This is a genomic window from Prevotella sp. S7-1-8 (genome assembly GCF_000758925.1).
In the GTDB taxonomy this organism is placed as follows: domain Bacteria; phylum Bacteroidota; class Bacteroidia; order Bacteroidales; family Bacteroidaceae; genus Prevotella.
Map to the genome: position 1 here is coordinate 1 of NZ_JRNC01000067.1, position 23,008 is coordinate 23,008.

Here is a 23,008-nt window from a genome sequence, read left to right on the forward strand (position 1 = left end):
AAAAAAAAAAATCATTCACAGTTTCTTACTATTTAAGCTAAGCATCTACATTGCTTCAAACTTTTGCAACATAATAGTGACCAATATAAAAAAATAACGCTGAATTAAGCTGACAAATCTTTGTCAGAGTCACGATTATTATAGCAAGCTACATAAATGCCGCTGAATTTATCAAAAAAAAACGCGTTTCAACAAAAAATTGCAAATCAGCGTTTTGCAAAGGTTCGTCATGGCCAAACGCAAAAAACATGTTCAAGACTTGTCGCGATTAATACTTGAACGCATGGCGTTTAATCCCTAATCGAAAAACGATTAGGGATTAAACCGCATACAAATAGTACGGAATTGCAACGCGATGAGTACCGAATCGAACAAGGATGTGTAAAACACGCGAAGAACACAAAGTACTAATGATGCCTGATTATTCACCAAAAAGGAAAAACCTCTTGCATTCCTCTCCAAAAAGACAATCATCCAGTGCGTTTGTCATGAGTATTTATATTGACAAATTGTGGTCACTCATACACCTCGTCAATACCATTTTCGTCTGTGTCATCGTCGCGTTTCTGACATGGGTTAAAATCCTCCGGGATGTCAAATGTGGCAGTTGGGCTGTATGGCAAACTTATGTCACGGTACACTTTTTTCATAAAATAGGCCCAAATGGGCAATGCCATTGTCGCGCCTTGTCCCATTCGCATGGAGTCAAAGTGTATGTCGCGTTCTTCGCCGCCAACCCAAACACCACTCACCAACTGTGGCGTGAAACCCATAAACCATGCGTCAGAGTTGCGGTTGGTGGTGCCGGTTTTGCCACCGATCTCCCCTTCCAGATTGTATTTAAAACGTAGTCGCCGCGCCGTTCCCTCATCGACGACAGCCATCAATTCGACAAGCATTTTATAAGCGCTCTCCGAACTTATTACCTCTGTCATGCGAGGCTGGAAGTCCGCAAGCTCGTTGCCCTCGTTGTCTTCTATGCGTGTCACGAACATGGGGGCTATACGGATGCCATTGTTGGGAAAGGCGGTGTAAGCGCTCACCATCTCTCCCACCGACACGTCGCATGGGCCAAGACACAAAGACATGGAGGGATGTATATCAGGATTGTCAATACCAAACTTATGCAGAATGCTTACAAATTGCCGAGGGTTGAGCTTGCTCATCAGGTAAGCCGATATCCAGTTGTTGGATTGGGCCAATCCCCATTTCAAAGTGACCATCTGCCCATAGCGTCGCCTATTGGCGTTGCGCGGCGTCCATGGCTTGCCCGCCACCACATACGTGCGTTGCACGTTGGGCACAAGGTCGCAAGGCGACGCCCCATTTTCCATAGCGAGCGAATAAAGGAATGGCTTGATGGCCGACCCTATCTGTCGGCGGCCGCCCATCACCATGTCATATTGGAAATGCTCAAAGTCGATTCCACCCACATACGCCTTGACATGCCCCGTGTGCGTGTCCATACACATGAATCCCGCGCGCAAGAACGATTTGTAATACCTGATGGAATCTAACGGAGTCATGACCGTGTCCACGTCTCCGTGATAGGTGAAGATAGACATATCCGTGGGTGTTTTGAAAGCCCTGTCTATCTCGCCGGCCGAATAGCCCGCTTGGGACATTACCCTGTAACGCTCGCTCTGGCGTATGGCCCGCCCCATGATCTGGCGCACCTGCTCGCGAGTGAGATTCTCGGTGAAGGGGGCGTTGGGCTTGTCGCGATTCTCCTTGTCGAACGCAGGCTGTAGGTATTGCGCCACATGGCCATACACGGCCTCCTCCGCGTAACGCTGCATGCGCGAGTCAATGGTGGTGTAAATGCGAAGCCCATCCGCGTACACGTTGTAAGGGCTGCCATCTTTTTTGGTGTTTTTCTTGCACCAACCGCACAGCGAATCCGTGGCGAAAGCTATGGAGTCGATGACATATTGACGTTTGTTCCACGCCGGATAATTCTTCTTCTCGGGTCTGTCCATCATCATGTATTGTCGCAAAAACTCACGCATGTACACGGCCATGCCGTCCTTATGAGTGGCGCGATGGAAGTTGAGGGCCACCGCCTCGGTCGCGAGCCGGTCATATTCCGCGCGGGAGAGATAGCCAGCCTTAACCATTTGGCTGAGCACCACGTTGCGACGGGCCTTGCTTCGCTCCGGATAGCGCACGGGGTTGAAATAAGATGGATTTTTGCACAAGCCCACCAAGAGCGCCGATTCTGTCACGGAGAGCGCTCGGGGGTCTTTGTTGAAATAGGTTTTGGCCGCGGTCTTAATGCCCGTGGCTCCATGCAAGAAGTCGAAATAGTTGAGATACAGCGCAATGATTTCTTCCTTGGTGAAATTTCGCTCCAGTTTGACGGCAATGATCCACTCTATTGGTTTCTGCAACATTCGCTCCAAAGTGGATTTCGTTGGGCTGGAATAGAGCTGCTTGGCCAGTTGCTGAGTGATGGTACTGCCACCGCCCGCGCTCTCTTGCCCGAAGATGCCACGCTTGATAACGGCGCGCACCAAGGCTATGAAATCTATGCCCGAATGTTCGTAAAACCGCTCGTCCTCCGTGGCCACAAGGGCATGGACCAAGTGGGGCGAGATATTTGAATACGAGACAGGGATGCGATTGGCTCGATCCATGTTATAGGTTCCTATCACTTTTCCATCAGCCGAATAAATAAGCGAGGCCGACTTGTTGATTGGATTTTGAAGATGCTCGATGTCAGGAGAGTAGCCAATTATGCCATACCAAATGAGAAAAAACAGAATGGCGACTGTCACCACTGTGGAAAACGAAAAGATCCAAAGAGATTTTATAATGCACTTTCTCATAATTGATAGGTGAAATAATTTTTGCAAAAATACTATTTTTCTTTTAATTGATACTTAAATAATAGAAAATTATCTGTAACTTCGCACTCAAATACGCAACCATTAATCAATTAACAAATGAAAAATCATGACTTTGTGACGATTGCCGACTTGACCAAGGAGGATATAAGCTACCTGCTTGAGATGGCACAGGAGTTTGAGAAACACCCCAACAGGGACATCCTAAAAGGTAAAGTCGCGGCTACGCTGTTCTTCGAGCCATCCACCAGGACGCAGCTCAGCTTTCAGACGGCCGCCAACAGGTTAGGCGCGCGGGTCATCGGTTTTTCTGACGCGAAAACATCGAGCACGACAAAGGGCGAGACTTTGAAAGACACCATCCTCATGGTGAGCAACTACGCTGACATCATTGTGATGCGCCACCATATAGAAGGAGCCGCGCAATACGCCTCGGAGGTGTCCCCCGTGCCCATCGTCAACGCTGGCGACGGCGCGCACATGCACCCATCGCAATGCCTGTTGGACCTCTACTCTATTTACAAGACACAGGGCACGTTGGAGAACCTAAACATCTATTTGGTGGGCGATTTAAGGTATGGGCGAACCGTGCACTCGCTTATCACGGCCATGAGACACTACAACCCAACGTTCCACTTTATCGCCCCGGAAGAACTCGCTATGCCTCAAGAATATAAATTGTATTGCAAACAAAATGGCATTAAATATTACGAGCATACTGATTTTGACGAGAAAGTGATAGCAGACGCGGACATCTTGTACATGACGAGGGTACAGAAAGAGCGTTTCTCGGATTTGATGGAATATGAAAAAGTCAAGAACGTGTATATATTGCGCGCCGCGATGCTCTCAAACGCCAAGCCTAACATGAGGATATTGCACCCTCTGCCACGCGTCAACGAGATAGCTTATGACGTGGACGACAATCCGCATGCTTACTACATACAGCAAGCCAAGAATGGACTTTACGCCCGCGAGGCCATTTTCTGTCACTGTTTGGGAATATCGCTCAATGACATCCGGGCTGACAAAACGATCATAGGTTGACAAGACTTAACCTTTATAGCATAATTATCAAGATGGGAAAAAAAGAACTGCAAGTCGCCGCCATTGAGAATGGCACCGTTATTGACCACATACCCGCCGACAAAACATATCAGGTGGTGAGACTGCTCAACCTGCATAACTTGGACGCGCAAGTAACCATTGGCTACAATCTCCCTTCCAAAAAGATAGGCAAGAAGGGCATAATCAAAATTGCCGACAAGTTTTTTACAAACGAGGAAATAAGCCGCCTGTCTGTCATCGCGCCAAAAATTATCCTCAACACCATCAAAAACTATGAGGTGGTGGAGAAAAAAACCGTTGAGACACCAGACGCGTTGCATGGCATTATAAAATGCAACAACCCCAAGTGTATCACCAACAACGAGCCTATGCCAACCTATTTCACCATCGTAGACAAAGCGTTGGGCATTGTGAAATGTCATTATTGCGACATGGAGCAAGACATCGAGCAGGTGGAATTGGCATAAGCGAAAGGGAATAAGCGGAGAAAATGACCTTTAAATTAAATATTCACAAATTTTCAACGCTATTATACTTGTTATTAAAAGATTAAATGTTTATATTTGCAACCAAATCAAAACTTAACCATTTATCAATCCTATAAAATCAAATCTATGGAAAAAGACCGAGAAATTTTTGACCTTATCGAACAAGAACACCAACGCCAACTTAGGGGCATGGAGCTCATTGCGTCTGAAAACTTCGTGAGCGAAGAGGTGATGAACGCTATGGGCAGTTTTTTAACCAATAAATACGCCGAGGGACTTCCTGGCAAACGATATTATGGAGGTTGCCAAGTGGTAGACCAAGTGGAGACGCTTGCCATTGAGCGCGTTAAGAAACTCTTCGGCGCGGAGTTTGCCAACGTACAGCCTCACTCTGGCGCACAGGCTAACCAAGCCGTGCTGTTGGCCGTACTGAAACCCGGAGATACGTTTATGGGACTCGACCTTGACCACGGCGGGCACCTCTCACACGGCAGCCCCGTGAACACCTCGGGCATCCTGTACAAGCCCGTGGGCTATACACTCAACCGTGAGACAGGGCGCGTGGACTATGACGAAATGGAGCGTTTGGCCAAGGAGCACAAGCCCAAACTCATCATTGGCGGAGGCTCTGCCTACAGTCGCGAGTGGGATTACGCCCGCATGCGCAAGATAGCTGACGAGGTGGGAGCCATATTCATGGTGGACATGGCACACCCCGCCGGACTGATCGCCGCCGGACTGCTGGAAAATCCAGTGAAATACGCTCACATTGTAACAACCACTACACACAAGACCTTGCGTGGTCCACGCGGCGGAGTAATATTAATAGGTAAAGACTTTGACAATCCTTGGGGATTGACCACCAAGAAGGGAGTGGTGAAAAAGATGAGCACCCTCATCAACTCTGCCGTTTTCCCAGGCAACCAAGGTGGCCCATTGGAGCACGTCATCGCAGCCAAGGCTGTGGGCTTCTATGAAAACCTTGACCCATCGTGGAAAGAATACGCCAAGCAGGTGAAAGCCAACGCCAAAGTATTGGCACAAGATCTTGTGGACCATGGGTTCAGCATCGTGAGCGGCGGCACGGACAACCACTCCATGTTGCTTGACCTTCGTCAGAAATATCCAGACTTGACGGGCAAAGTAGCAGAAGCTGCTTTGGTGGCCGCCGACCTCACCGTGAACAAAAACAAGGTGCCCTACGATGAACGCAGCGCATTCCAGACATCGGGCATCCGCTTGGGAACAGCCGCCTTGACCACTCGTGGCGCCAAGGAAGATTTGATGCACTTGGTGGCAGACCTCATCGATACCGTTCTGAAAGATCCTGAGAACGATCAGGTGATCAAGCAAGTACGCGAGAAAGTAAATGCCACCATGAAGGAATATCCCTTGTTTGCATACTAAAATAAAAGATTAAGACTCTCGCACCTGCAAAGGATGATAGGGACGCTGAATTGGGAACATTTCCCGGTTGCGTCCCTATCTGTTATGAAAAAGAAATTGAAAATTAGACTCGTCATATTCATCACGCTCGCGCTATGCGGTTTGGTAGCGTTTGGCCAAACGCCTATTGCCAACCGCGTAAAAGCCGTGGCAAAAAACCTTCCGCGAGGCGCCAAGGTGGTGGCGAAATACACAGACAACCAACGTCACTGCCTGTACTACATTCACGACAATCGGCTTTTCCGCCATGACGTCATGACCAACCGTTGCGAGGAAGCCGTATTCTCGAGCGATGCCTATCACGGCATCGTCTCATCATGGCTCAGTCCGGATGGGAACTTCTTTTTTTTGGTGGTGGACCAGGGAGCCTCCGGAACGGCATATTGGAATGCCGGACAAGTGCTTTGGCGCTACGATTCGCATCGAAAGCAATCATACAAGGTGGGAGAAGGGTTTGAAATAGAGCACCGCAGGGGTTGCAATGTCATCAAACGAGGCACGCGATGCCTAAATCCACATGCAACGACCAAGCGACAAAGATGGATGGCAAAAGACCATTATTACGATCTCTATGGCAAAGTGATATGGAGCAAAGATGAATACGAGGTAAAACAAGGTAGGTGAAAAACCTTGGCTGTACCGCGTTCCACGACAGAAGCGGCCACGTAAGCCATCAGAAATCGTGACATGTGAAACCCTATCTCACAGTGATGTGAAAACAACCTTGTTTCACTTCGTACTTGATATAACATCGGCCAGACTCTCGCATATCGCGCAAAACTTCAGCAAGGATGTATTTTAAGGTGTCATTGCGCACTTTCCAACGATTTTCGCCGGGCGCCTCAACCGTTTTGTAACGATTGTAGCACACGTCAAACGTGGTGCCGTACAGATGGCAACTGTTCTCGGTGGCGTTGAAATTTCTATTTCTCAGCTTGGCCACATCATCCTTGGTACGCAGCGCGCTGGTGACGATCACTTGATGAAGGGGCACGCCTTTCATCTGCAAGCTGTCATAAAAATTGCGCCCAATGTCATGCAACAAGTTCGAGGCGCGAGGCACTAAGTAAGGTATACTGTTGTGAAGTTTGTCTATATGGAAATAAGGGCTGCTGCCCACGTAGACCAACTCGGACTTGCGCCGCTCCGCGTCATCGCGATTTAAGACAGGCTTCACGCCCCATTGTTTGGCCGCGACATACTGAACGTCTTGCATGTCAGGAAATGTTTTGGAATAACAGGACACACTCATGATCTTGGTTTGGGCCACAGAGCCATCCGCGTTAAAAAATCTTGAATGAGGCGAACCATCACGATGGGCGGCAATCGCCACAGGCTCACCCTTTACCCTGTCACCAACTTGGATAGTGTCAGATTTGGGTCGCCCGACTTTGCGTTCCGCTGTGACAAAGTCATTAGACTTGTTGGCAGGCATTTTGTCATTGGCAACCGATGGAAAGATGCAGCGCACGAGCGCCAACACGACAGTGACGACCAAAAAACTCTCAAGATACCTCTTCTTCGTTATTTTCATTTCAATTGCAAAAATAGCACAATTCAAAAGAATTACAAAACAAAATGATAGGAAAAGCAAAAACGCAAAAAGATATTTTCAAGCATTTTGTTTTCTGTTTCACATAAATATTGTAATTTTGCATCAATACAAATTATTACTTTATAATCAAGCAACTTGATAGAGAAGCATATAGTTTTGGAGGACATTGACCCTGTGGTCTTCTATGGTGTGAACAACGCCCACCTTCAAATGTTGAAATCTTTATTCCCACGATTTAGAATAATGGCGCGGGATAACGTTATCAGAATCTTGGGCGATAGCGACGAAATGCCGCGCATTGAAGTCTGCATTGAGAAAATGCGCAAGCATGTACTGAAGTACAACGCTATTTCCGACGAGGACATTTTGGACATAATCCATGGCCATCAAACCAAGGCTGATTCCGTCAAAAAAGTTGTCGTGTACAGCACTTCCGGCAAACCCATCAGAGGCAGGTCGGCCAACCAACAGCAACTCATCGACGCTTTTGAAAAAAAAGACATGATTTTTGCGGTAGGGCCGGCAGGAACGGGAAAGACATACCTTAGCATCGCCTTGGCCGTAAAAGCCTTGAAAGAGAAAAGCGCAAAAAAAATCATACTGAGCAGGCCGGCTGTCGAGGCTGGCGAAAAATTGGGATTTCTGCCCGGAGACATGAAAGAGAAGATAGATCCCTATCTCCAACCACTCTACGACTCATTGGAAGACATGATCCCCGCCAACCGTTTGCAAGACCTGCTCGACAAGAATGTCATACAAATCGCCCCCTTGGCATTCATGCGCGGTCGCACGCTCAACGACGCCGTGGTTATCCTTGACGAGGCGCAAAACACGACCACGGCGCAAGCAAGAATGTTTCTTACCCGAATGGGATGGAACTCCAAGATGATAATAACGGGCGACATGACTCAAATAGACTTGCCGCACAACCAAAAAAGCGGTCTCAAAGAGGCTCTTGAGATACTCTCGGGCATAGACGATATTGCCGTTATCAATCTCACGCAAAAAGATATTGTAAGGCACAAACTTGTAACAAGCATTGTCAACGCATACCAAGCTTACGACAAAAAAAAACTCTGCGATCGTGACGATGGCAAGAGAAACTACACTCACACACATGTGTCACGTCATATTTCAAAGCACAATGGCGAAAATGACAGCTAACAGTCAAATCATTTAAAATAGGAGCCCCACCGCCAAAGGCACTTCTCGCAATAGGTAAGGGGAAAGGTTTTATGAAAGCATTAACAAGTACCGATTTCCATTTCGATGGACAAAAGAGCGTTTATCACGGTAAAGTCCGCGATGTTTACAACATTGACGACGACCTGATTGTAATGGTCGCCACCGACAGAATTTCTGCTTTTGACGTGGTTTTGCCCAAGGGCATCCCTTACAAAGGACAAGTTTTGAACCAAATCGCCTCCAAATTTTTGGATTTCACGAGCGACATTTGTCCCAACTGGAAACTCGCCACACCGGACCCAATGGTCACGGTGGGCGTGAAATGCGAGGGTTTTCGGGTTGAGATGATTATACGCTCTATCCTCACCGGTTCCGCATGGAGAGCTTACAAAGACGGTTGCCGTGAGCTGTGTGGCGTAAAATTGCCTGACGGAATGCGTGAAAACGAGCGTTTTCCAGAGCCTATCGTAACCCCAACAACCAAGGCGGACGAGGGCCATGACTTGAATATATCGCGCGAGGAAATCATTAAACAAGGCATTGTTTCAGCTGAGGATTATTCCGTTATCGAAGATTGGACACGCAAAATCTTCGCTCGCGGACAGAAAATAGCTGCCGAGCACGGACTCATACTTGTGGATACCAAGTACGAGTTTGGAAAAAACGGCGATCAAATCTATCTCATTGACGAGATACACACTCCCGATTCAAGCCGCTATTTCTATGCTGACGGCTATGAAGAACGCTTCAAGAAAGGAGAGCCACAACGGCAACTCTCCAAAGAATTTGTTCGCCAGTGGCTCATTGAGCACAACTTTATGAACGAGCCAGGCCAAAAAATGCCAGAAATCACCGATGAATACGCAGAGAGCGTATCTGAAAGATACATAGAGCTCTATGAGCACATCACCGGTGAAAAGTTCCAAAAGGCAGCGCAAGAGGATAATCTCGCCGCTCGTATTGAGAAGAACGTGAAAGATTATCTTGCCTCACGCAAGTAAATGCCATACATGTATCAGCAAGAAAACATAAAACCCTACGGCAAAAGCGGTGAGAAAGGCAAGCTCGTGGAAAAGATGTTCGACAACATCGCAGACCATTACGACTTCCTCAATCACGGCTTGTCGTGGAATATTGACAAAGGATGGAGACGCAAAGCCATCAAGCGACTTGAGCGTTTCCATCCTCAAGTTATTCTCGACATAGCTACCGGGACGGGAGATTTTGCCATGCTGGCAGCCAGAACATTATGTCCCAAACAAGTGATCGGCGCGGATATATCAGAGGGAATGATGGCTGTGGGCAAAAAAAAAGTGGCCGAAGCCAACCTGCAAGACATTGTAACGTTCCAAAAGGAAGACTCTCTCCACATGTCTTTTGCTGACAATAGTTTCGATGCCGTGACCGTAGCATTTGGCATTCGAAATTTTCAAGACCTTGACAAAGGCCTTCGAGAAATATGCCGCGTGCTGAAACCCAACGGCCATCTTGTCATCATCGAGCTAACCACACCAATCTCTTTTCCGATGAAACAACTTTTCAAGCTCTATTCGCACACCTTTTTGCCTGCTTACGCTCATCTCATTTCAAAAGACAAAAGCGCTTACCAATATCTCACGGCCACAATCGAGGCGTTTCCGCATGGCGAGCAACTCATGGGCATCCTTCGGAAAGCAGGATTTAAAGAAACAGCTTTCAAGCGAATGACCTTTGGCATTTGCACGCTCTGCGTCGCGACAAAATAACATCCGTAAACTTTACACACCATTCATAGACTCACTAAAAGCAAATCATTATGGATATATACGGACTTATAGGCTATCCACTTGGACACTCTTTTTCCATCAGTTATTTCAACGAAAAATTCCAAAACGAGGGCATTGACGCCGTTTATAACAATTTCGAGATACCGACCATAGAGGATTTTCCAGAAGTAGTCGACACAAATCCAGACCTTCGAGGCTTGAATGTCACAATACCTTACAAGGAGCAAGTGATCAAGTATTTAGACGAATTAAGTCCCGAAGCTCAAGCCATTGGGGCCGTCAATGTCATCAAGGTGACTCGTCGAGGCAAAAAAAACACACTAAAGGGCTTTAACAGCGATGTCATTGGCTTCACGAAGAGCATAGAGCCATTGCTCAAATCATGCCATAAGAAAGCCTTGTTGCTCGGTACGGGCGGCGCCTCCAAAGCCGTGGACTATGGCCTGAGAGCCCTCGGCCTCAAAACATTAAAAGTGAGTCGTACGAACAAACACCCTGCCATAACATACGAAGACATTACACCCAAGATAATCAAAGACTACAACGTCATTGTCAATTGTACGCCGGTGGGAATGTATCCGCATGCAGACGAATGTCCTCGGCTACCTTACGAGGCTATGGACAGCAACACTTTGTTGTATGATTTGTTATACAACCCGGACGAAACGCTCTTCATGAAAAAGGGCAAAGCGCAAGGCGCCACGGTGAAAAACGGCTTGGAAATGCTTCTCTTGCAAGCATTCGAAAGTTGGAGATTTTGGAATCAACAAGATTAAACACAACTTTTCAATTATGAACAACAGATATATGCTGCGTGGCGTAAGCGCGACCAAAGAGGATGTACACAATGCCATCAAGCACATAGACAAGGGCCTCTTCCCTCAAGCCTTTTGCAAGATCATTCCTGACATTCTTGGCGGTGATCCCGATTACTGCAATATCATGCACGCCGATGGCGCTGGCACCAAATCGTCATTGGCTTACATGTATTGGAAAGAGACCGGCGACTTAACCGTATGGAAAGGTATCGCGCAAGATGCCATAGTGATGAACACAGACGATTTGCTCTGCGTGGGAGCCGTGGACAACATTTTGGTATCGAGCACCATCGGTCGAAACAAAATGTTAGTGCCGGGAGAGGTCATCAGCGCCATTATCAACGGCACGGACCAACTGCTCGCACAAATGCGCGACATGGGCATAGGCATCTATCCCACAGGGGGCGAGACGGCCGACGTGGGCGACCTTGTGCGTACCATCATTGTCGACTCCACCGTGACATGTCGCATGAAGCGAGCCGATGTCATCAACAACGCCAACATCCGTCCGGGCGACGTCATAGTCGGACTCAGCTCCACGGGCCAAGCTACTTACGAGACACGTTACAACGGTGGCATGGGCAGCAACGGCCTTACAAGCGCGCGCCACGATGTATTCGCCAAATATTTGGCTGAGAAATTTCCCGAAAGTTATGACCACGCTGTGCCCAATGAGCTTGTTTACAGTGGCAAATACAAACTCACTGATCCCGCGGAAGACACCCTATTGAACGCAGGCCAACTCGTGTTGTCGCCCACTCGCACTTACGCGCCGGTCATCAAAAGGCTGCTTGACCATTTGCGCCCCGAAATTCACGGCATGGTACATTGTACAGGTGGAGCGCAAACCAAGGTACTTCACTTCGTGGGCGAAAATTGTCGTGTTGTCAAAGACAACATGTTCCCCACTCCACCACTGTTCAAAATCATCCACGATTGTTCCGGAACCGACTGGAAGGAGATGTACCAAGTGTTCAACATGGGGCATCGCATGGAAATATACGTCCGTCCTGAAATAGCCAGTCAGGTCATTGACGTAAGCAGAAGTTTCAACATCGACGCTCAAGTGGTGGGGCACGTCGAGGAAGGTCATCGCTCATTAACTATTAAATCAGAATACGGAGAATATAATTACTAATGGCATGACTATCAAAGACGCAGTTCTAAAAAGTTTGGAAGATTTCCCTCAAGGAGCTACGACAAGAGAATTATTCGATAATATTATCGAAAAAAACATATTCTCTTTTAATCCTGAAGCCAAGACGCCCTTAGCCAGCACCTCGGCTATTTTGTATGTAATGTGCAAGGAAGGAGACCCGAGAATTATGAAAATTAAAGATGCCAGCAGAACGACTCGTTTCGCTCTGAGTGACCGATATGCAGCCCCTTGTGGCACGCCACGCAGCAAAAAGAATGTCGTCGTCGCCAAACCATTATTCAATGAACGCGCCTTGCACCCCTTGTTATGCAAGTACATATCCACCATGAGTGTCATGGCGAAAACCATCTCCCATGAGAAATCCAACAAAGAGGAGGAGCATCAGAAGTGGATTCACCCAGACATTGTGGGCGTGAAATTCTCCAAAAGGCACAACAAGGCATGCGACGCGCTCTTCAAGGCAGTGAGCAGAAAAGAAAACATGTGCCTATATTCATACGAGCTCAAAAAAGCTATCCATAGTGATTACGAGCTGAAAAAATGCTTTTTCCAAGCAGTGTCAAATTCAAGCTGGGCCAATTACGGATACCTTGTCTCGTATCACATTAACGAAAATTTAAAAGACGAGTTGGAAAGGCTTAACCATTCTTTCGGCATAGGCTTCATTTTGCTCAGGCCATTGCCAAGCCAAAGCAAAGTTTGGTACCAAGCCAAATATAGGCAAATAGACTTCAGCACGGTGGACAAGTTGTGCGACACCAACCCCGATTTCGAGCAATTTATAAGTGCCACAGAGGCTACACTTAACGCGGATGACAAATATTTCGAGTCATCCATCAAGGCTTTGCATGACAAATGCGACAAGATATTACGCACTGAAGAAGATATTAGAAACTACTGTGCGCTTAATGGCATACCTTTAGACATTGAAAATCATTAATCGTAAATAATAAAAATCATTATTGATGACAGAGAATAACGATATATTAAGCAAACTTGACGGCCTCGAGGCACGCTTCGAGGAGGTGAAAACGCTTATAACCGACCCAGCGGTCATCGCGGACCAAAAACGCTATGTCAAGCTCACCAAAGAATACAAAGATCTCGGTGACATCATGGACGCTCGCCGGCGCTATGTCAATTGCCTCAACGCCATCAGCGAGGCCAAGGACATCTTGGCCAACGAGGGCGACCCCGACATGAAAGAAATGGCTCGCGAAGAACTGGCGACCAACGAGGATTTACAACCCAAGATAGAGGAAGAGATAAAGCTCGCCCTTGTGCCCAAAGACCCTGAAGACGCCAAAAACGTGCAAATGGAGATACGCGCTGGCACCGGTGGCGACGAGGCCGCGCTCTTTGCGGGCGACTTGTTCAATATGTACAAGAAATTTTGTGACAGCAAAGGCTGGAGCCTTAGCGTCACAAGCGTGTCAGAAGGCTCCGTGGGCGGTTTCAAGGAGATAGACTTCGCCGTGAGCGGCGACGGTGTCTATGGAGTGCTCAAATATGAGAGCGGCGTTCACCGGGTGCAGCGCGTGCCAGCCACCGAGACGCAAGGACGCATGCACACCTCCGCCGCCACCGTGGCCGTGCTGCCCGAGGCCGACAAGTTTGAGGTGAACATCAACGAGGGAGACATCAAATGGGACACCTTTCGCTCAAGTGGAGCCGGCGGACAGAACGTCAACAAGGTGGAGTCTGGCGTTCGGCTGCGTTACCCTTGGAAGAACCCAAACACGGGCGAGGTTGAGGAAATTCTCATTGAATGCACCGAGACGCGCGACCAACCCAAGAACAAGGAGCGAGCCTTGAGCCGTCTCTACACGTACATTTATGATCACGAGCGTTCCAAATATCTTAGCGACATATCAAACCGGCGCAAGAGCTTGGTGTCCACCGGCGACAGAAGCGCCAAGATACGCACCTACAATTTTCCGCAAGGCAGGGTCACCGACCACCGCATTGGCTACACCACGCACGACCTGCAAGGATTTCTGGGCGGAGACATACAAGACATGATAGACCATCTCACCGTGGCTGAGAACGCCGAAAAACTCAAAGAAAACGAACTGTAAATATGGAGAAGAAACAATTAGTAGAACAGATTTTCGCCAAGAAATCATTTCTATGCGTGGGACTTGACACCGACATCAAGAAAATTCCCTCGCATCTACTTGACGAGGAAGACCCCATTTTCGCTTTCAACAAAGCCATCATCGATGCCACGGCACCCTATTGCGTGGCTTACAAACCCAACCTTGCGTTCTACGAATGTCTTGGCGTCAAAGGCTTAGTGGCATTCGAGCATACAGTCGAGTATCTCAAAGCCCTCTACCCCAACCATCTCATTATAGCCGATGCCAAGCGAGGCGACATTGGCAATACGTCGGCCATGTACGCCCGCGCGTTCTTTGAGCAATATGACATAGACGCCCTCACGGTTGCCCCCTATATGGGCGAGGACAGCGTGACGCCATTTCTTGATTACGCGAACAAGTGGGTCGTGCTGTTGGCGCTGACCTCTAACAAGGGGTCGGGCGATTTCCAGCTCATGGAGAACGCCCATGGAGAACGCCTCTTCGAGCAAGTGTTGCGCAAGAGCCAAGAGTGGGCCGACGATGAGAGAATGATGTATGTGGTTGGAGCCACGCAGGGCAGAATGTTCGAGGACATTCGCAAGATAGCGCCACGCCATTTTCTGCTTGTTCCCGGCGTGGGCGCGCAGGGTGGCAGCTTGCAAGAAGTGTGTCGCTATGGCATGAACCAAGAGTGCGGCCTGCTCGTCAATTCCAGTCGTGGCATCATCTACGCCGCCACTGACGAGCGTTTCGCCGATGCCGCCGCCACACAAGCTCGCCAACTGCAAGAACAGATGGCCGTTGAGCTGGATAAAATATAACGACACGCGCCCGACTGTTTTTTTACGCCTTGCCATCACTAAAACACATGATGGCAAGGCATTTCTTGTCTTGCCATTTCCTTTCACAACTACATGCACTATGGACGGGAAAAATTGTGACATGTATCTGACGTGTCAAAAAAAATCACCAAAAACAACACTTTGCGGCTTGTACAATCCGTGCGGGAAAACCGAGACAAATGACCCCAAAAATACAAACATGACATCGCAAAAAACGCAACCGGCATGCGATCAATACTTAATCAATGCGCATTTAGCCCATAATGGCAAGCTGATTAGAACGTAGACGCCACCCCATTAGCCACTAATCATACCTCGATTAATGCTTAATGACAAACCGAATAGAAAACTTCTTTTAAGCAAACTGTTGATAGAATACTACAACTATATAATATATAGGCACTTATAGAAAACTCTCATTTCTCGCATATTTGCCAGCTATTTGTAAGATGTTTACAAATAAACGATTTTTGAGAGACTACTTGTAGTAATTTTTCACCATATTTTTTTTTGTTTTATTGATTATACTACGTACTTATTATCCTTATTAAACAAATACTTATCACTTTCCACTTGGCAACCATGCGTGTTACTTCCAACTACACATAGGGCTATGTAATTGCTACCATGAACCTAATTTTGCGGAAGCAGCCCATGCAGCCTTTCCCGTCTGGAAAGTGCGAGAATAAAGTTTTGAGTAATATTTCTGCCATTTTTGAGCAATGTCACTTATTATAAAGAAACATAAAAGTGTTTATATTCTTTATTGTGTTGCACCCCTCCGAGACATTATCGAGAAGTACTAAAAAAACGACAGACATTGGGCGTCACACCTAACGTCTGCCTAAATAACCTATTGAGTCTTGAGCCTCTTGTCGGATTCGAACCAACGACCCCGAGATTACAAATCACGTGCTCTGGCCAACTGAGCTAAAGAGGCAGGTGGGCAAGCTATTCTTATCGCGTCGCTACAACCAAGTACCCTTGCTACGTTCCCATCCTGGGGGATTCCGAGGGAGCTGACCGTAAGAGACTTGCCCATGTCTTTCGGCAGTGTTCACTGCTTTAGCGAGTGCAAAGATAATACATTCCATCGTAAAAGGCATGTTGAGCAAAGGAAAAAGCATGTCATTTAACATAATTTTCGAAAAGTAGAAGCGAGCCGTTCAAGGTATTCGATATAAAATGATTAACTTTGCAACCAATTATGATCAATGTATCAGCACTCGTACAAGTCAAGGCTTTTGCTCGTCAAGACGGTGCTTTTCTCGCCTTGCTGTGGATAGCGAGCTTCCTGCTCGTTGTGTTCGCGCCACTGTCTTCGTGGGGCAGCCTATTGGCTTTCTCCACTCCTTTTTTTGTGGGTTGGAGATTGGTGCGTTTTCGGGATTATGCCCTCGAAGGCGTCATGTCTTATAGGCGAGGGTTGGCCTTCTCGTGGTACACGTTTTTTTACGCGGCTCTCATCTTTGCTATCGCCCAATACGTGTATTTTCGTTTTTTCGACCATGGGGCCATGTTGGACATGATGCAAGCCAGCGTAGCCAAACTACAAGGAGCGTACAAAGACAATATGGGCAACGTCAAGCAGGTCATTGATGAGTTGAACCAGAGTTTAACGCTCGTTTCTCAAATGTCGGCCATAGAAGTATCGTTCATCTTCATGATGCAAAACCTGTTTTGGGGCGCTTTGCTGAGCTTGCTCATACCACTGTTTGGCATGAGAAAGAAAACGACAACCAACAAGCAGTAACCTTATAAAATAGTATGGATATATCCGTTATAATACCCCTGTTCAACGAGGAGGAATCGCTGCCCGAGCTACACGCATGGATCAAGCGTGTAATGACGACTAACAATTTCAGCTATGAAATCATATTTGTCAATGACGGCTCAACGGACCGCTCATGGCAAGTCATCGAAGACTTAAGGTCCAAAGACCCCAACGTCAAGGGCATTAAGTTTCGTCGCAATTATGGCAAGAGCCCTGCGTTGTTTTGTGGTTTCAGCAAGGCCAAGGGCAATGTAGTTATCACGATGGACGCGGACCTGCAAGATTCGCCAGACGAAATACCGGAACTTTACCGCATGATCACCGAGGATGGATACGACTTGGTTTCGGGTTATAAGCAAAAACGCTATGACCCAATATCCAAGACGCTGCCTACCAAGCTATTCAACGCCACGGCGCGAAAAATATCGGGCATTCACAATCTGCACGATTTCAACTGTGGGCTTAAGGCTTACAAGCAAGCTGTGGTGAAAAACATAGAGGTCTATGGCGAGATGCATCGCTACATCCCCTATTTGGCTAAAAACGCTGGTTTTACCAAAATCGGCGAGAAAGTGGTGCAACACCAAGCACGCAAATATGGCAACTCCAAGTTTGGAATTAACAGATTTTTCAACGGTTACCTGGATTTGCTGTCGCTATGGTTTCTCACTAACTTTGGCAAAAAACCCATGCACGTGTTCGGCTTTGTCGGCAGCCTCATTTTTTTCATAGGTTTCGTGGCCTTGTGTTGGCTCATCATTGAGAAAGTTGTAAATTTGTACAACGGCAACTATGGTGACTTGTTGGCCAACCATGCCTCGTTTTTCATCGCCCTCACGGCGCTGATCCTTGGTTCTCAGTGTTTTTTGGCAGGATTTGTGGGTGACCTTTTGAGCAGGCAAAATCCCGAAAGGAACGATTACCATATAGAAAAAACAATCGACTGATGACGCATAGACCATTCAAACATTGCTTGTCTCATATCCGCATGGCATTCGTCGTCTTCATCTTGATGGCCTGCTCAAGCGTGGATTGCCCTTTGAACAACACGGTTTACACCAACTACAAGCTCATGGGCGACGTAACCAAGCTGCCAGACCCACTTACCATCTTGACCCAAAGGCACGATGGCACGGATACGATACTCATCAACCAATTGGCCCAAGCAGATAGTTTCTCGCTGCCCATGAGCTATGGCGGCAACAAAGACGTGCTCTATTTCAAAACCAAAGAAATACTCGACACCGTGTGGGTGACCAAGACCAACAGACCCCATTTTGAGTCAGTGGACTGTGGGCTAAACTATTTTCACACTATCACCGACGTGCGCTGCACGCACAACGCCATAGACTCCGTGGTTATAAAAGAAAAGGAAGTGACCTATGACATGTCTCCCAAACATTTCTATATCTATTTTAAGAAATATCGTTTTTAGCCTGCTATTACTGGCAACGGCCCAACAAACAAGCGCCCAAGACGCGCGCAAGGACGCGTTGGAAAAGCTACGCCGCAAGCAATTGAACGATTCCATACCTTTTTTCCGTGGCTTCCAAATCAAGGCCGACATGGTGGGATTGATTCAAAAAATGGTCTCCGACTATGGCCAATACGAGGCGGGCCTACGCGTAAACCTCAAGGACAAATACTTTCCCGTACTCGAATTGGGTATTGGTTCGGCCAATCACACCAACATTATAACCGAGACGTCATACAAGACCTCGGCTCCATACGGCAAGATTGGCGCCGATTTCAATATCCTGAAAAACAAGCACGATATCTATCGCATGTACGTAGGGGCACGCTACGCCTACACTTCTTTCAAGTTTGACATTGACCACACCGACATCCCCGATCCCGTTTGGGGTGGTTTCACGCCGTTCTCGCGCCACGACATCAGTGCGTCTTGTCACTGGGTAGAGGCATTGGCCAGTGTCTCGGCCAAGATATGGGGTCCGCTGCACCTCGGTTGGAGCGCGAGGTACAAGCTCCGGGTGGGACACAACGACGGAGAATTGGGCAACGTGTGGTACGTACCGGGATATGGCATAAAAGGCACTTCGAGACTCTCAGGGACGTTTGACGTGATATTAGAATTGTAACATGAAAATACTAAAAAACAAAAAACGAGCGTGGCAATTGATTTTTCTCGGCCTGCTGGTCATTGGAACGATCTTGATCATAAAGCAACAACGAGATCTACCCTACCAACATGACGAGGGCTTTGTTTTTGGCACGGTATACCATATAACGTACCAACACCACACCAATTTGCAACAAGGCATCGAGGCCGAATTGCAAAAAGTGGATCGAGCGCTGTCCACATTCAACAAGAACTCGACCATATCCAAGGTAAATCGGAACGAGAGCGTCGCGCTTGACGACATGTTCACGGACGTGTTCACGTTGGGAGAGCGCATCGCCAAAGAGACCGACGGAGCCTTTGACATGACCGTAGCCCCTCTGGTCAACGCTTGGGGCTTTGGTTTCAAGGCCAGCCCCCCCCCCACGCGAAAGGCGATCAATGATCTAAAAAACATTGTAGGCTATCAAAAAATAAGGTTGAAGGCGGGAAAAATCGTCAAGGACAACCCTCGTGTCATGCTCGATTGCTCGGGCATAGCCAAAGGGTACGGCGTGGATGTGGTGGCCGCTTATCTCAAGAAACAGGGCGTAAAAAACTACATTGTTGAAATTGGTGGAGAGATAGTCTCGGCCGGAATCAACGAGAAACGATTGCCATGGAAAATAGGCGTGACAAAGCCCGTGGACGATTCGGTCAGCGTGGACCAAGAGTTGCAGACGGTATTAAACGTCACGGACAAAGCCATGGCCACCAGTGGGAACTACCGCAACTTCTATTACAAAAACGGCAAGAAGCTCGCTCACACCATAGACCCCAAGACAGGCTATCCTGTACAGCACAGCATCTTGTCAGCCACGGTTCTCGCCGACCACTGCGCTACGGCAGACGCATACGCCACTGCTTTCATGGTGATGGGCTTGGACAAGACGAAACTACTGCTGAGGAAACATCCGGAACTGATGGTTTACATTATCTATGCTGACAGGAAAGGACGGAACCAAGTGTGGTATTCTCCCTCAATGAAAGAAAAAATCGTGGAATAACCACGCCGTATATCCACCATGGAAACGTTCGAGCTACATAAAAAACTAATCTCGCTACCACTCTTCGTAGGCATGGAACATGAAGAGCTGAGCGAGATTATCGCCAAAACAAAGTTCGATTTCAAGAAAGCCAACCCCGGAGAGACCATTGTGCGCGAGGGAGAGAAAAGTGGGCAGCTGCTTTTGTTGGTTGATGGCGATATACAAACGAGCGCCCATGCCGATGACCACGGTTATGAGGTATGCGAGTATCTCCGCGCTCCCTTGGCCTTGCAACCGGAGCGTACGTTTGGCTTGGCTCAACGCTACTCATCCACCGTGTTTGCCCAGACTGCTTGCAACATTATCTGCGTCAATAAAAACGAGACCCTCAAGCTCTCTAACTACTCTCTTATATTCAGGCTGAACTTACTCAACGCAATCTCAACGGCGCTACAGAAAAAATATCATCAAGACTGGCTCAGTGTACCTACGCATTTAGAGCAACGAATATGCCGTTTTTTCCTCTCACATTGTATACGCCCCGCTGGTCGGAAAACGTTCAAAATCAAAATGACACGCATAGCTGAAGAGCTTAACGACAACAGGTTGAACGTATCACATGTATTGAACGACATGGCGCGCAATGACCTATTGACGCTACACAGGGAACGGATAGACATTCCCGCTATAGAGCGACTGTCAAACAGTGCCATAAGTTAAAAATTACTTATTGATAATAGGTGTAGCATCTTTTTATTACCTTTGCAATACGCATTTGAGAAAGTCATAGCATGTTATGAATCAACCTGAGATTAAAAAAAATCCGTTCATGGAGCCATATGAAACGCTCCATGACACGGTTCCATTTGATAAAATTAAGTTCGAGCACTATGAGGAGGCCTTCATGGAGGGCATACGAAGGGACAACGAATCCATAGCCAAAATAGTAGAAAATCCTGACACCCCAACTTTCCGTAACACCATTGCCGTGGAAGACGACTCCAAAGGCAAGCACTATTACGACTTGTTGGACCGCGTGTCGACGGTGTTTTCTTGCATGATGAGCGCCAACACCAACGACAAGATGGAGGAGCTGGCTCAAAAAATCAGCCCTATATTGACACAGCATGGCAACGACCTGATATTCAACAAGAAACTCTTCGAGCGTGTGAAATATGTGCACGACCATCACGAGAATCTCACCCCGGAGGAACAAACACTCCTTGACAAGGAATACGACGCGTTTGTGAGAAGCGGCGCCCTGCTCGGAGACAAGGACAAAGAGCGACTGCGCAAGCTGACGGAAGAGGCGGGCATCCTGACACTACAATTCTCGCAAAACCTACTGAAAGAAAGCAAGGCGTATACCCTTCATATAACTGACAAGGCCGATTTGGAGGGTCTTCCAGACACTGCCATAGAGGCCGCGGCTGCCGCCGCCAAAGAGAAGAATATGGAAGGATGGTTGTTCACGCTCGACTATCCCAGTTATTCTCCATTCATGTCATATGCCAAAAACCGCGATTTACGCGAGCAAATGTATATGGCACGCAACACGGAATGTATCAAAAACAACGATGAGAACAACTTGAAGATATGTCAACGACTCATTAACTTGAGACGTGAGATAGCTCAATTGATAGGCTATGAGACCTATGCCGACTACGTGTTGAAGCACCGGATGGCTGGCAGCACACGCCGAGTGTACAAGCTCCTTGACGATCTTATAGACGCCTACAAGCCTAAAGCCATCGAGGAGCTGAATGACATAAAAGCAAAAGCCAGGGCCATGGAGGGCGAGAACTTTGAGCTGAAGCCTTGGGATTTCTCGTATTACGCGCACAAACTGCAAATGGAAAAATTCAATCTCGACGCGGAAATGCTTCGGCCTTATTTTCAGCTTGACAAGGTGGTTGAGGGCGTATTTGGGCTGGCCAACAAACTTTACGGCATATCTTTTAAGGAGAACCATGAAATACCCGTGTATCATCCTGACGTGAAAGCCTACGAGGTGTTCGACGAGGATGGCAGTTTCCTTGCCGTGTTCTACGCTGACTTCTACCCCAGAGACGGCAAACAGGGCGGTGCGTGGATGACGGAATTTCAAGGGCAATATATCAACAGCAAGGGTGAGAACATCAGGCCACACGTAAGCGTGGTGATGAACCTCACAAAACCCACGGCCTCCAAGCCAGCCCTGCTCACTCTGGGCGAGGTGGAGACATTCTTGCACGAGTTCGGGCACTCGCTCCACGGCATGTTGGCCAACACTCGGTTTGAGAGTTTGTCGGGCACAAACGTATGGTGGGATTTTGTGGAAATGCCATCGCAATTCATGGAAAACTACTCCACGGAAAAGGATTTCCTGCGTACTTTTGCGTTTCATTACAAGACAGGAGAGCCTATTCCAGACGAGCTAATAGACCGTATACGCAAAAGTCGCAACTTTAACGTGGCGTACGCTTGCCTGCGACAGGTGAGTTTCGGACTGCTCGACATGGCTTACTACACACAGAAAACAGAGTTCAAGGAAGACATTATTGCCTTTGAGAAAAAAGCTTGGGATAAAGCCATGGTGGCCGAGCAACTGCCCAACACTTGTATGACCACCCAATTCTCGCATATTATGGCTGGCGGATACGCAGCTGGATACTATAGCTATAAATGGGCAGAGGTGCTTGATGCGGACGCCTTCAGCGTATTCAAAAAGAACGGCATATTTGACCGTGACACAGCCAAACGATTGCGATCGTGCGTCCTTTCAAAAGGCGGCACGGAAAACCCGATGACACTGTACAAGCGTTTTCGCGGGCAAGAACCCACAATTGACGCTTTGTTGGTACGCAATGGCATCAAAGAGGCATAACCAATA

At 47.7% G+C, this 23,008-nt stretch carries 21 protein-coding genes and 1 tRNA gene; 19 read left to right on the top strand and 3 right to left on the bottom strand.

Going from position 1 to position 23,008, the window contains the following annotated elements; all coding sequences use genetic code 11:
• Window positions 1–515: 515 nt before the first annotated feature.
• Entirely contained in the window at window positions 516–2,828 is a 2,313-nt protein-coding gene (locus HMPREF1640_RS10255) for a transglycosylase domain-containing protein (protein ID WP_036894415.1), read from the bottom strand.
• A gap of 117 nt (window positions 2,829–2,945) precedes the next feature.
• On the opposite strand from HMPREF1640_RS10255, the gene pyrB reads away from it, so the two are divergent.
• The 4 genes from pyrB to HMPREF1640_RS10275 all read left to right on the top strand — a co-directional run bounded on the left by pyrB (window position 2,946) and on the right by HMPREF1640_RS10275 (window position 6,472).
• Window positions 2,946–3,893, top strand: a complete 948-nt coding sequence (gene pyrB / locus HMPREF1640_RS10260; protein WP_036894417.1) for an aspartate carbamoyltransferase — start codon at window positions 2,946–2,948, stop codon at window positions 3,891–3,893.
• Window positions 3,894–3,925: 32 nt separating this feature from the next.
• Window positions 3,926–4,381, top strand: a complete 456-nt coding sequence (gene pyrI / locus HMPREF1640_RS10265; protein WP_036894420.1) for an aspartate carbamoyltransferase regulatory subunit — start codon at window positions 3,926–3,928, stop codon at window positions 4,379–4,381.
• Window positions 4,382–4,528: 147 nt separating this feature from the next.
• The gene (glyA, locus tag HMPREF1640_RS10270) at window positions 4,529–5,809 is read left to right on the top strand and encodes a serine hydroxymethyltransferase (protein ID WP_036894422.1); all 1,281 of its coding nucleotides are present in this window, start codon (window positions 4,529–4,531) and stop codon (window positions 5,807–5,809) included.
• A 96-nt stretch (window positions 5,810–5,905) separates the two neighbouring features.
• Window positions 5,906–6,472: a hypothetical protein gene (locus tag HMPREF1640_RS10275; protein ID WP_156098789.1), complete on the top strand. Its 567-nt coding sequence runs from the start codon at window positions 5,906–5,908 to the stop codon at window positions 6,470–6,472.
• Between the two features lie 73 nt (window positions 6,473–6,545).
• Here the strand turns inward: HMPREF1640_RS10275 and HMPREF1640_RS10280 are convergent, their stop codons facing one another.
• Window positions 6,546–7,382, bottom strand: a complete 837-nt coding sequence (locus tag HMPREF1640_RS10280) for a DUF5715 family protein (protein WP_036894424.1) — start codon at window positions 7,380–7,382, stop codon at window positions 6,546–6,548.
• Between the two features lie 156 nt (window positions 7,383–7,538).
• On the opposite strand from HMPREF1640_RS10280, the gene HMPREF1640_RS10285 reads away from it, so the two are divergent.
• The 8 genes from HMPREF1640_RS10285 (at window position 7,539) to pyrF (ending at window position 15,233) form a co-directional block, all read left to right on the top strand.
• Window positions 7,539–8,567 (top strand): PhoH family protein, encoded by a 1,029-nt coding sequence (locus HMPREF1640_RS10285; RefSeq protein ID WP_036894425.1) that lies wholly within the window; start codon window positions 7,539–7,541, stop codon window positions 8,565–8,567.
• Between the two features lie 71 nt (window positions 8,568–8,638).
• Window positions 8,639–9,589, top strand: a complete 951-nt coding sequence (locus HMPREF1640_RS10290) for a phosphoribosylaminoimidazolesuccinocarboxamide synthase (RefSeq protein WP_036894426.1) — start codon at window positions 8,639–8,641, stop codon at window positions 9,587–9,589.
• A gap of 9 nt (window positions 9,590–9,598) precedes the next feature.
• Window positions 9,599–10,333 carry a bifunctional demethylmenaquinone methyltransferase/2-methoxy-6-polyprenyl-1,4-benzoquinol methylase UbiE gene (gene ubiE / locus HMPREF1640_RS10295; protein WP_036894465.1) on the top strand — a complete coding sequence of 245 codons (735 nt, stop codon included), beginning with the start codon at window positions 9,599–9,601 and terminating at the stop codon, window positions 10,331–10,333.
• Window positions 10,334–10,383: 50 nt separating this feature from the next.
• Window positions 10,384–11,130 carry a shikimate dehydrogenase gene (locus HMPREF1640_RS10300; RefSeq protein WP_036894428.1) on the top strand — a complete coding sequence of 249 codons (747 nt, stop codon included), beginning with the start codon at window positions 10,384–10,386 and terminating at the stop codon, window positions 11,128–11,130.
• A gap of 16 nt (window positions 11,131–11,146) precedes the next feature.
• Window positions 11,147–12,310 (top strand): AIR synthase related protein, encoded by a 1,164-nt coding sequence (locus tag HMPREF1640_RS10305; protein WP_036894429.1) that lies wholly within the window; start codon window positions 11,147–11,149, stop codon window positions 12,308–12,310.
• A gap of 4 nt (window positions 12,311–12,314) precedes the next feature.
• The gene (locus tag HMPREF1640_RS10310; RefSeq protein WP_036894430.1) at window positions 12,315–13,271 is read left to right on the top strand and encodes an HTH domain-containing protein; all 957 of its coding nucleotides are present in this window, start codon (window positions 12,315–12,317) and stop codon (window positions 13,269–13,271) included.
• Between the two features lie 25 nt (window positions 13,272–13,296).
• A complete protein-coding gene (gene prfA / locus HMPREF1640_RS10315) occupies window positions 13,297–14,409 on the top strand; it encodes a peptide chain release factor 1 (protein ID WP_036894432.1) in 1,113 nt (370 codons plus the stop codon).
• Window positions 14,410–14,411: 2 nt separating this feature from the next.
• Complete coding sequence (gene pyrF / locus HMPREF1640_RS10320) at window positions 14,412–15,233, top strand: orotidine-5'-phosphate decarboxylase (protein WP_036894433.1); 822 nt, start codon at window positions 14,412–14,414, stop codon at window positions 15,231–15,233.
• A gap of 887 nt (window positions 15,234–16,120) precedes the next feature.
• Here pyrF and HMPREF1640_RS10325 read toward each other — a convergent pair.
• Window positions 16,121–16,194, bottom strand: a tRNA-Thr gene (locus tag HMPREF1640_RS10325).
• A gap of 255 nt (window positions 16,195–16,449) precedes the next feature.
• Here HMPREF1640_RS10325 and HMPREF1640_RS10330 point away from each other — a divergent pair.
• From HMPREF1640_RS10330 to HMPREF1640_RS10360, 7 genes are all read left to right on the top strand, one after another.
• On the top strand, window positions 16,450–17,007 hold the full coding sequence (locus HMPREF1640_RS10330) for a DUF4199 domain-containing protein (protein ID WP_369699832.1): 558 nt from the start codon (window positions 16,450–16,452) through the stop codon (window positions 17,005–17,007).
• 14 nt (window positions 17,008–17,021) lie between these two features.
• A complete protein-coding gene (locus tag HMPREF1640_RS10335) occupies window positions 17,022–17,975 on the top strand; it encodes a glycosyltransferase family 2 protein (RefSeq protein ID WP_036894437.1) in 954 nt (317 codons plus the stop codon).
• On the top strand, window positions 17,975–18,463 hold the full coding sequence (locus HMPREF1640_RS10340; protein ID WP_231565896.1) for a DUF6452 family protein: 489 nt from the start codon (window positions 17,975–17,977) through the stop codon (window positions 18,461–18,463). Before HMPREF1640_RS10335 ends, HMPREF1640_RS10340 begins: the two co-directional genes overlap by 1 nt.
• Window positions 18,411–19,127: a DUF6048 family protein gene (locus tag HMPREF1640_RS10345; protein ID WP_036894442.1), complete on the top strand. Its 717-nt coding sequence runs from the start codon at window positions 18,411–18,413 to the stop codon at window positions 19,125–19,127. Before HMPREF1640_RS10340 ends, HMPREF1640_RS10345 begins: the two co-directional genes overlap by 53 nt.
• Before the next feature lies 1 nt (window position 19,128).
• Complete coding sequence (locus HMPREF1640_RS10350; protein WP_036894443.1) at window positions 19,129–20,154, top strand: FAD:protein FMN transferase; 1,026 nt, start codon at window positions 19,129–19,131, stop codon at window positions 20,152–20,154.
• Between the two features lie 18 nt (window positions 20,155–20,172).
• Window positions 20,173–20,856, top strand: a complete 684-nt coding sequence (locus HMPREF1640_RS10355; protein ID WP_036894444.1) for a Crp/Fnr family transcriptional regulator — start codon at window positions 20,173–20,175, stop codon at window positions 20,854–20,856.
• A gap of 76 nt (window positions 20,857–20,932) precedes the next feature.
• A complete protein-coding gene (locus HMPREF1640_RS10360) occupies window positions 20,933–23,002 on the top strand; it encodes a M3 family metallopeptidase (protein ID WP_036894446.1) in 2,070 nt (689 codons plus the stop codon).
• The last annotated feature ends 6 nt before the right edge of the window (window positions 23,003–23,008 follow it).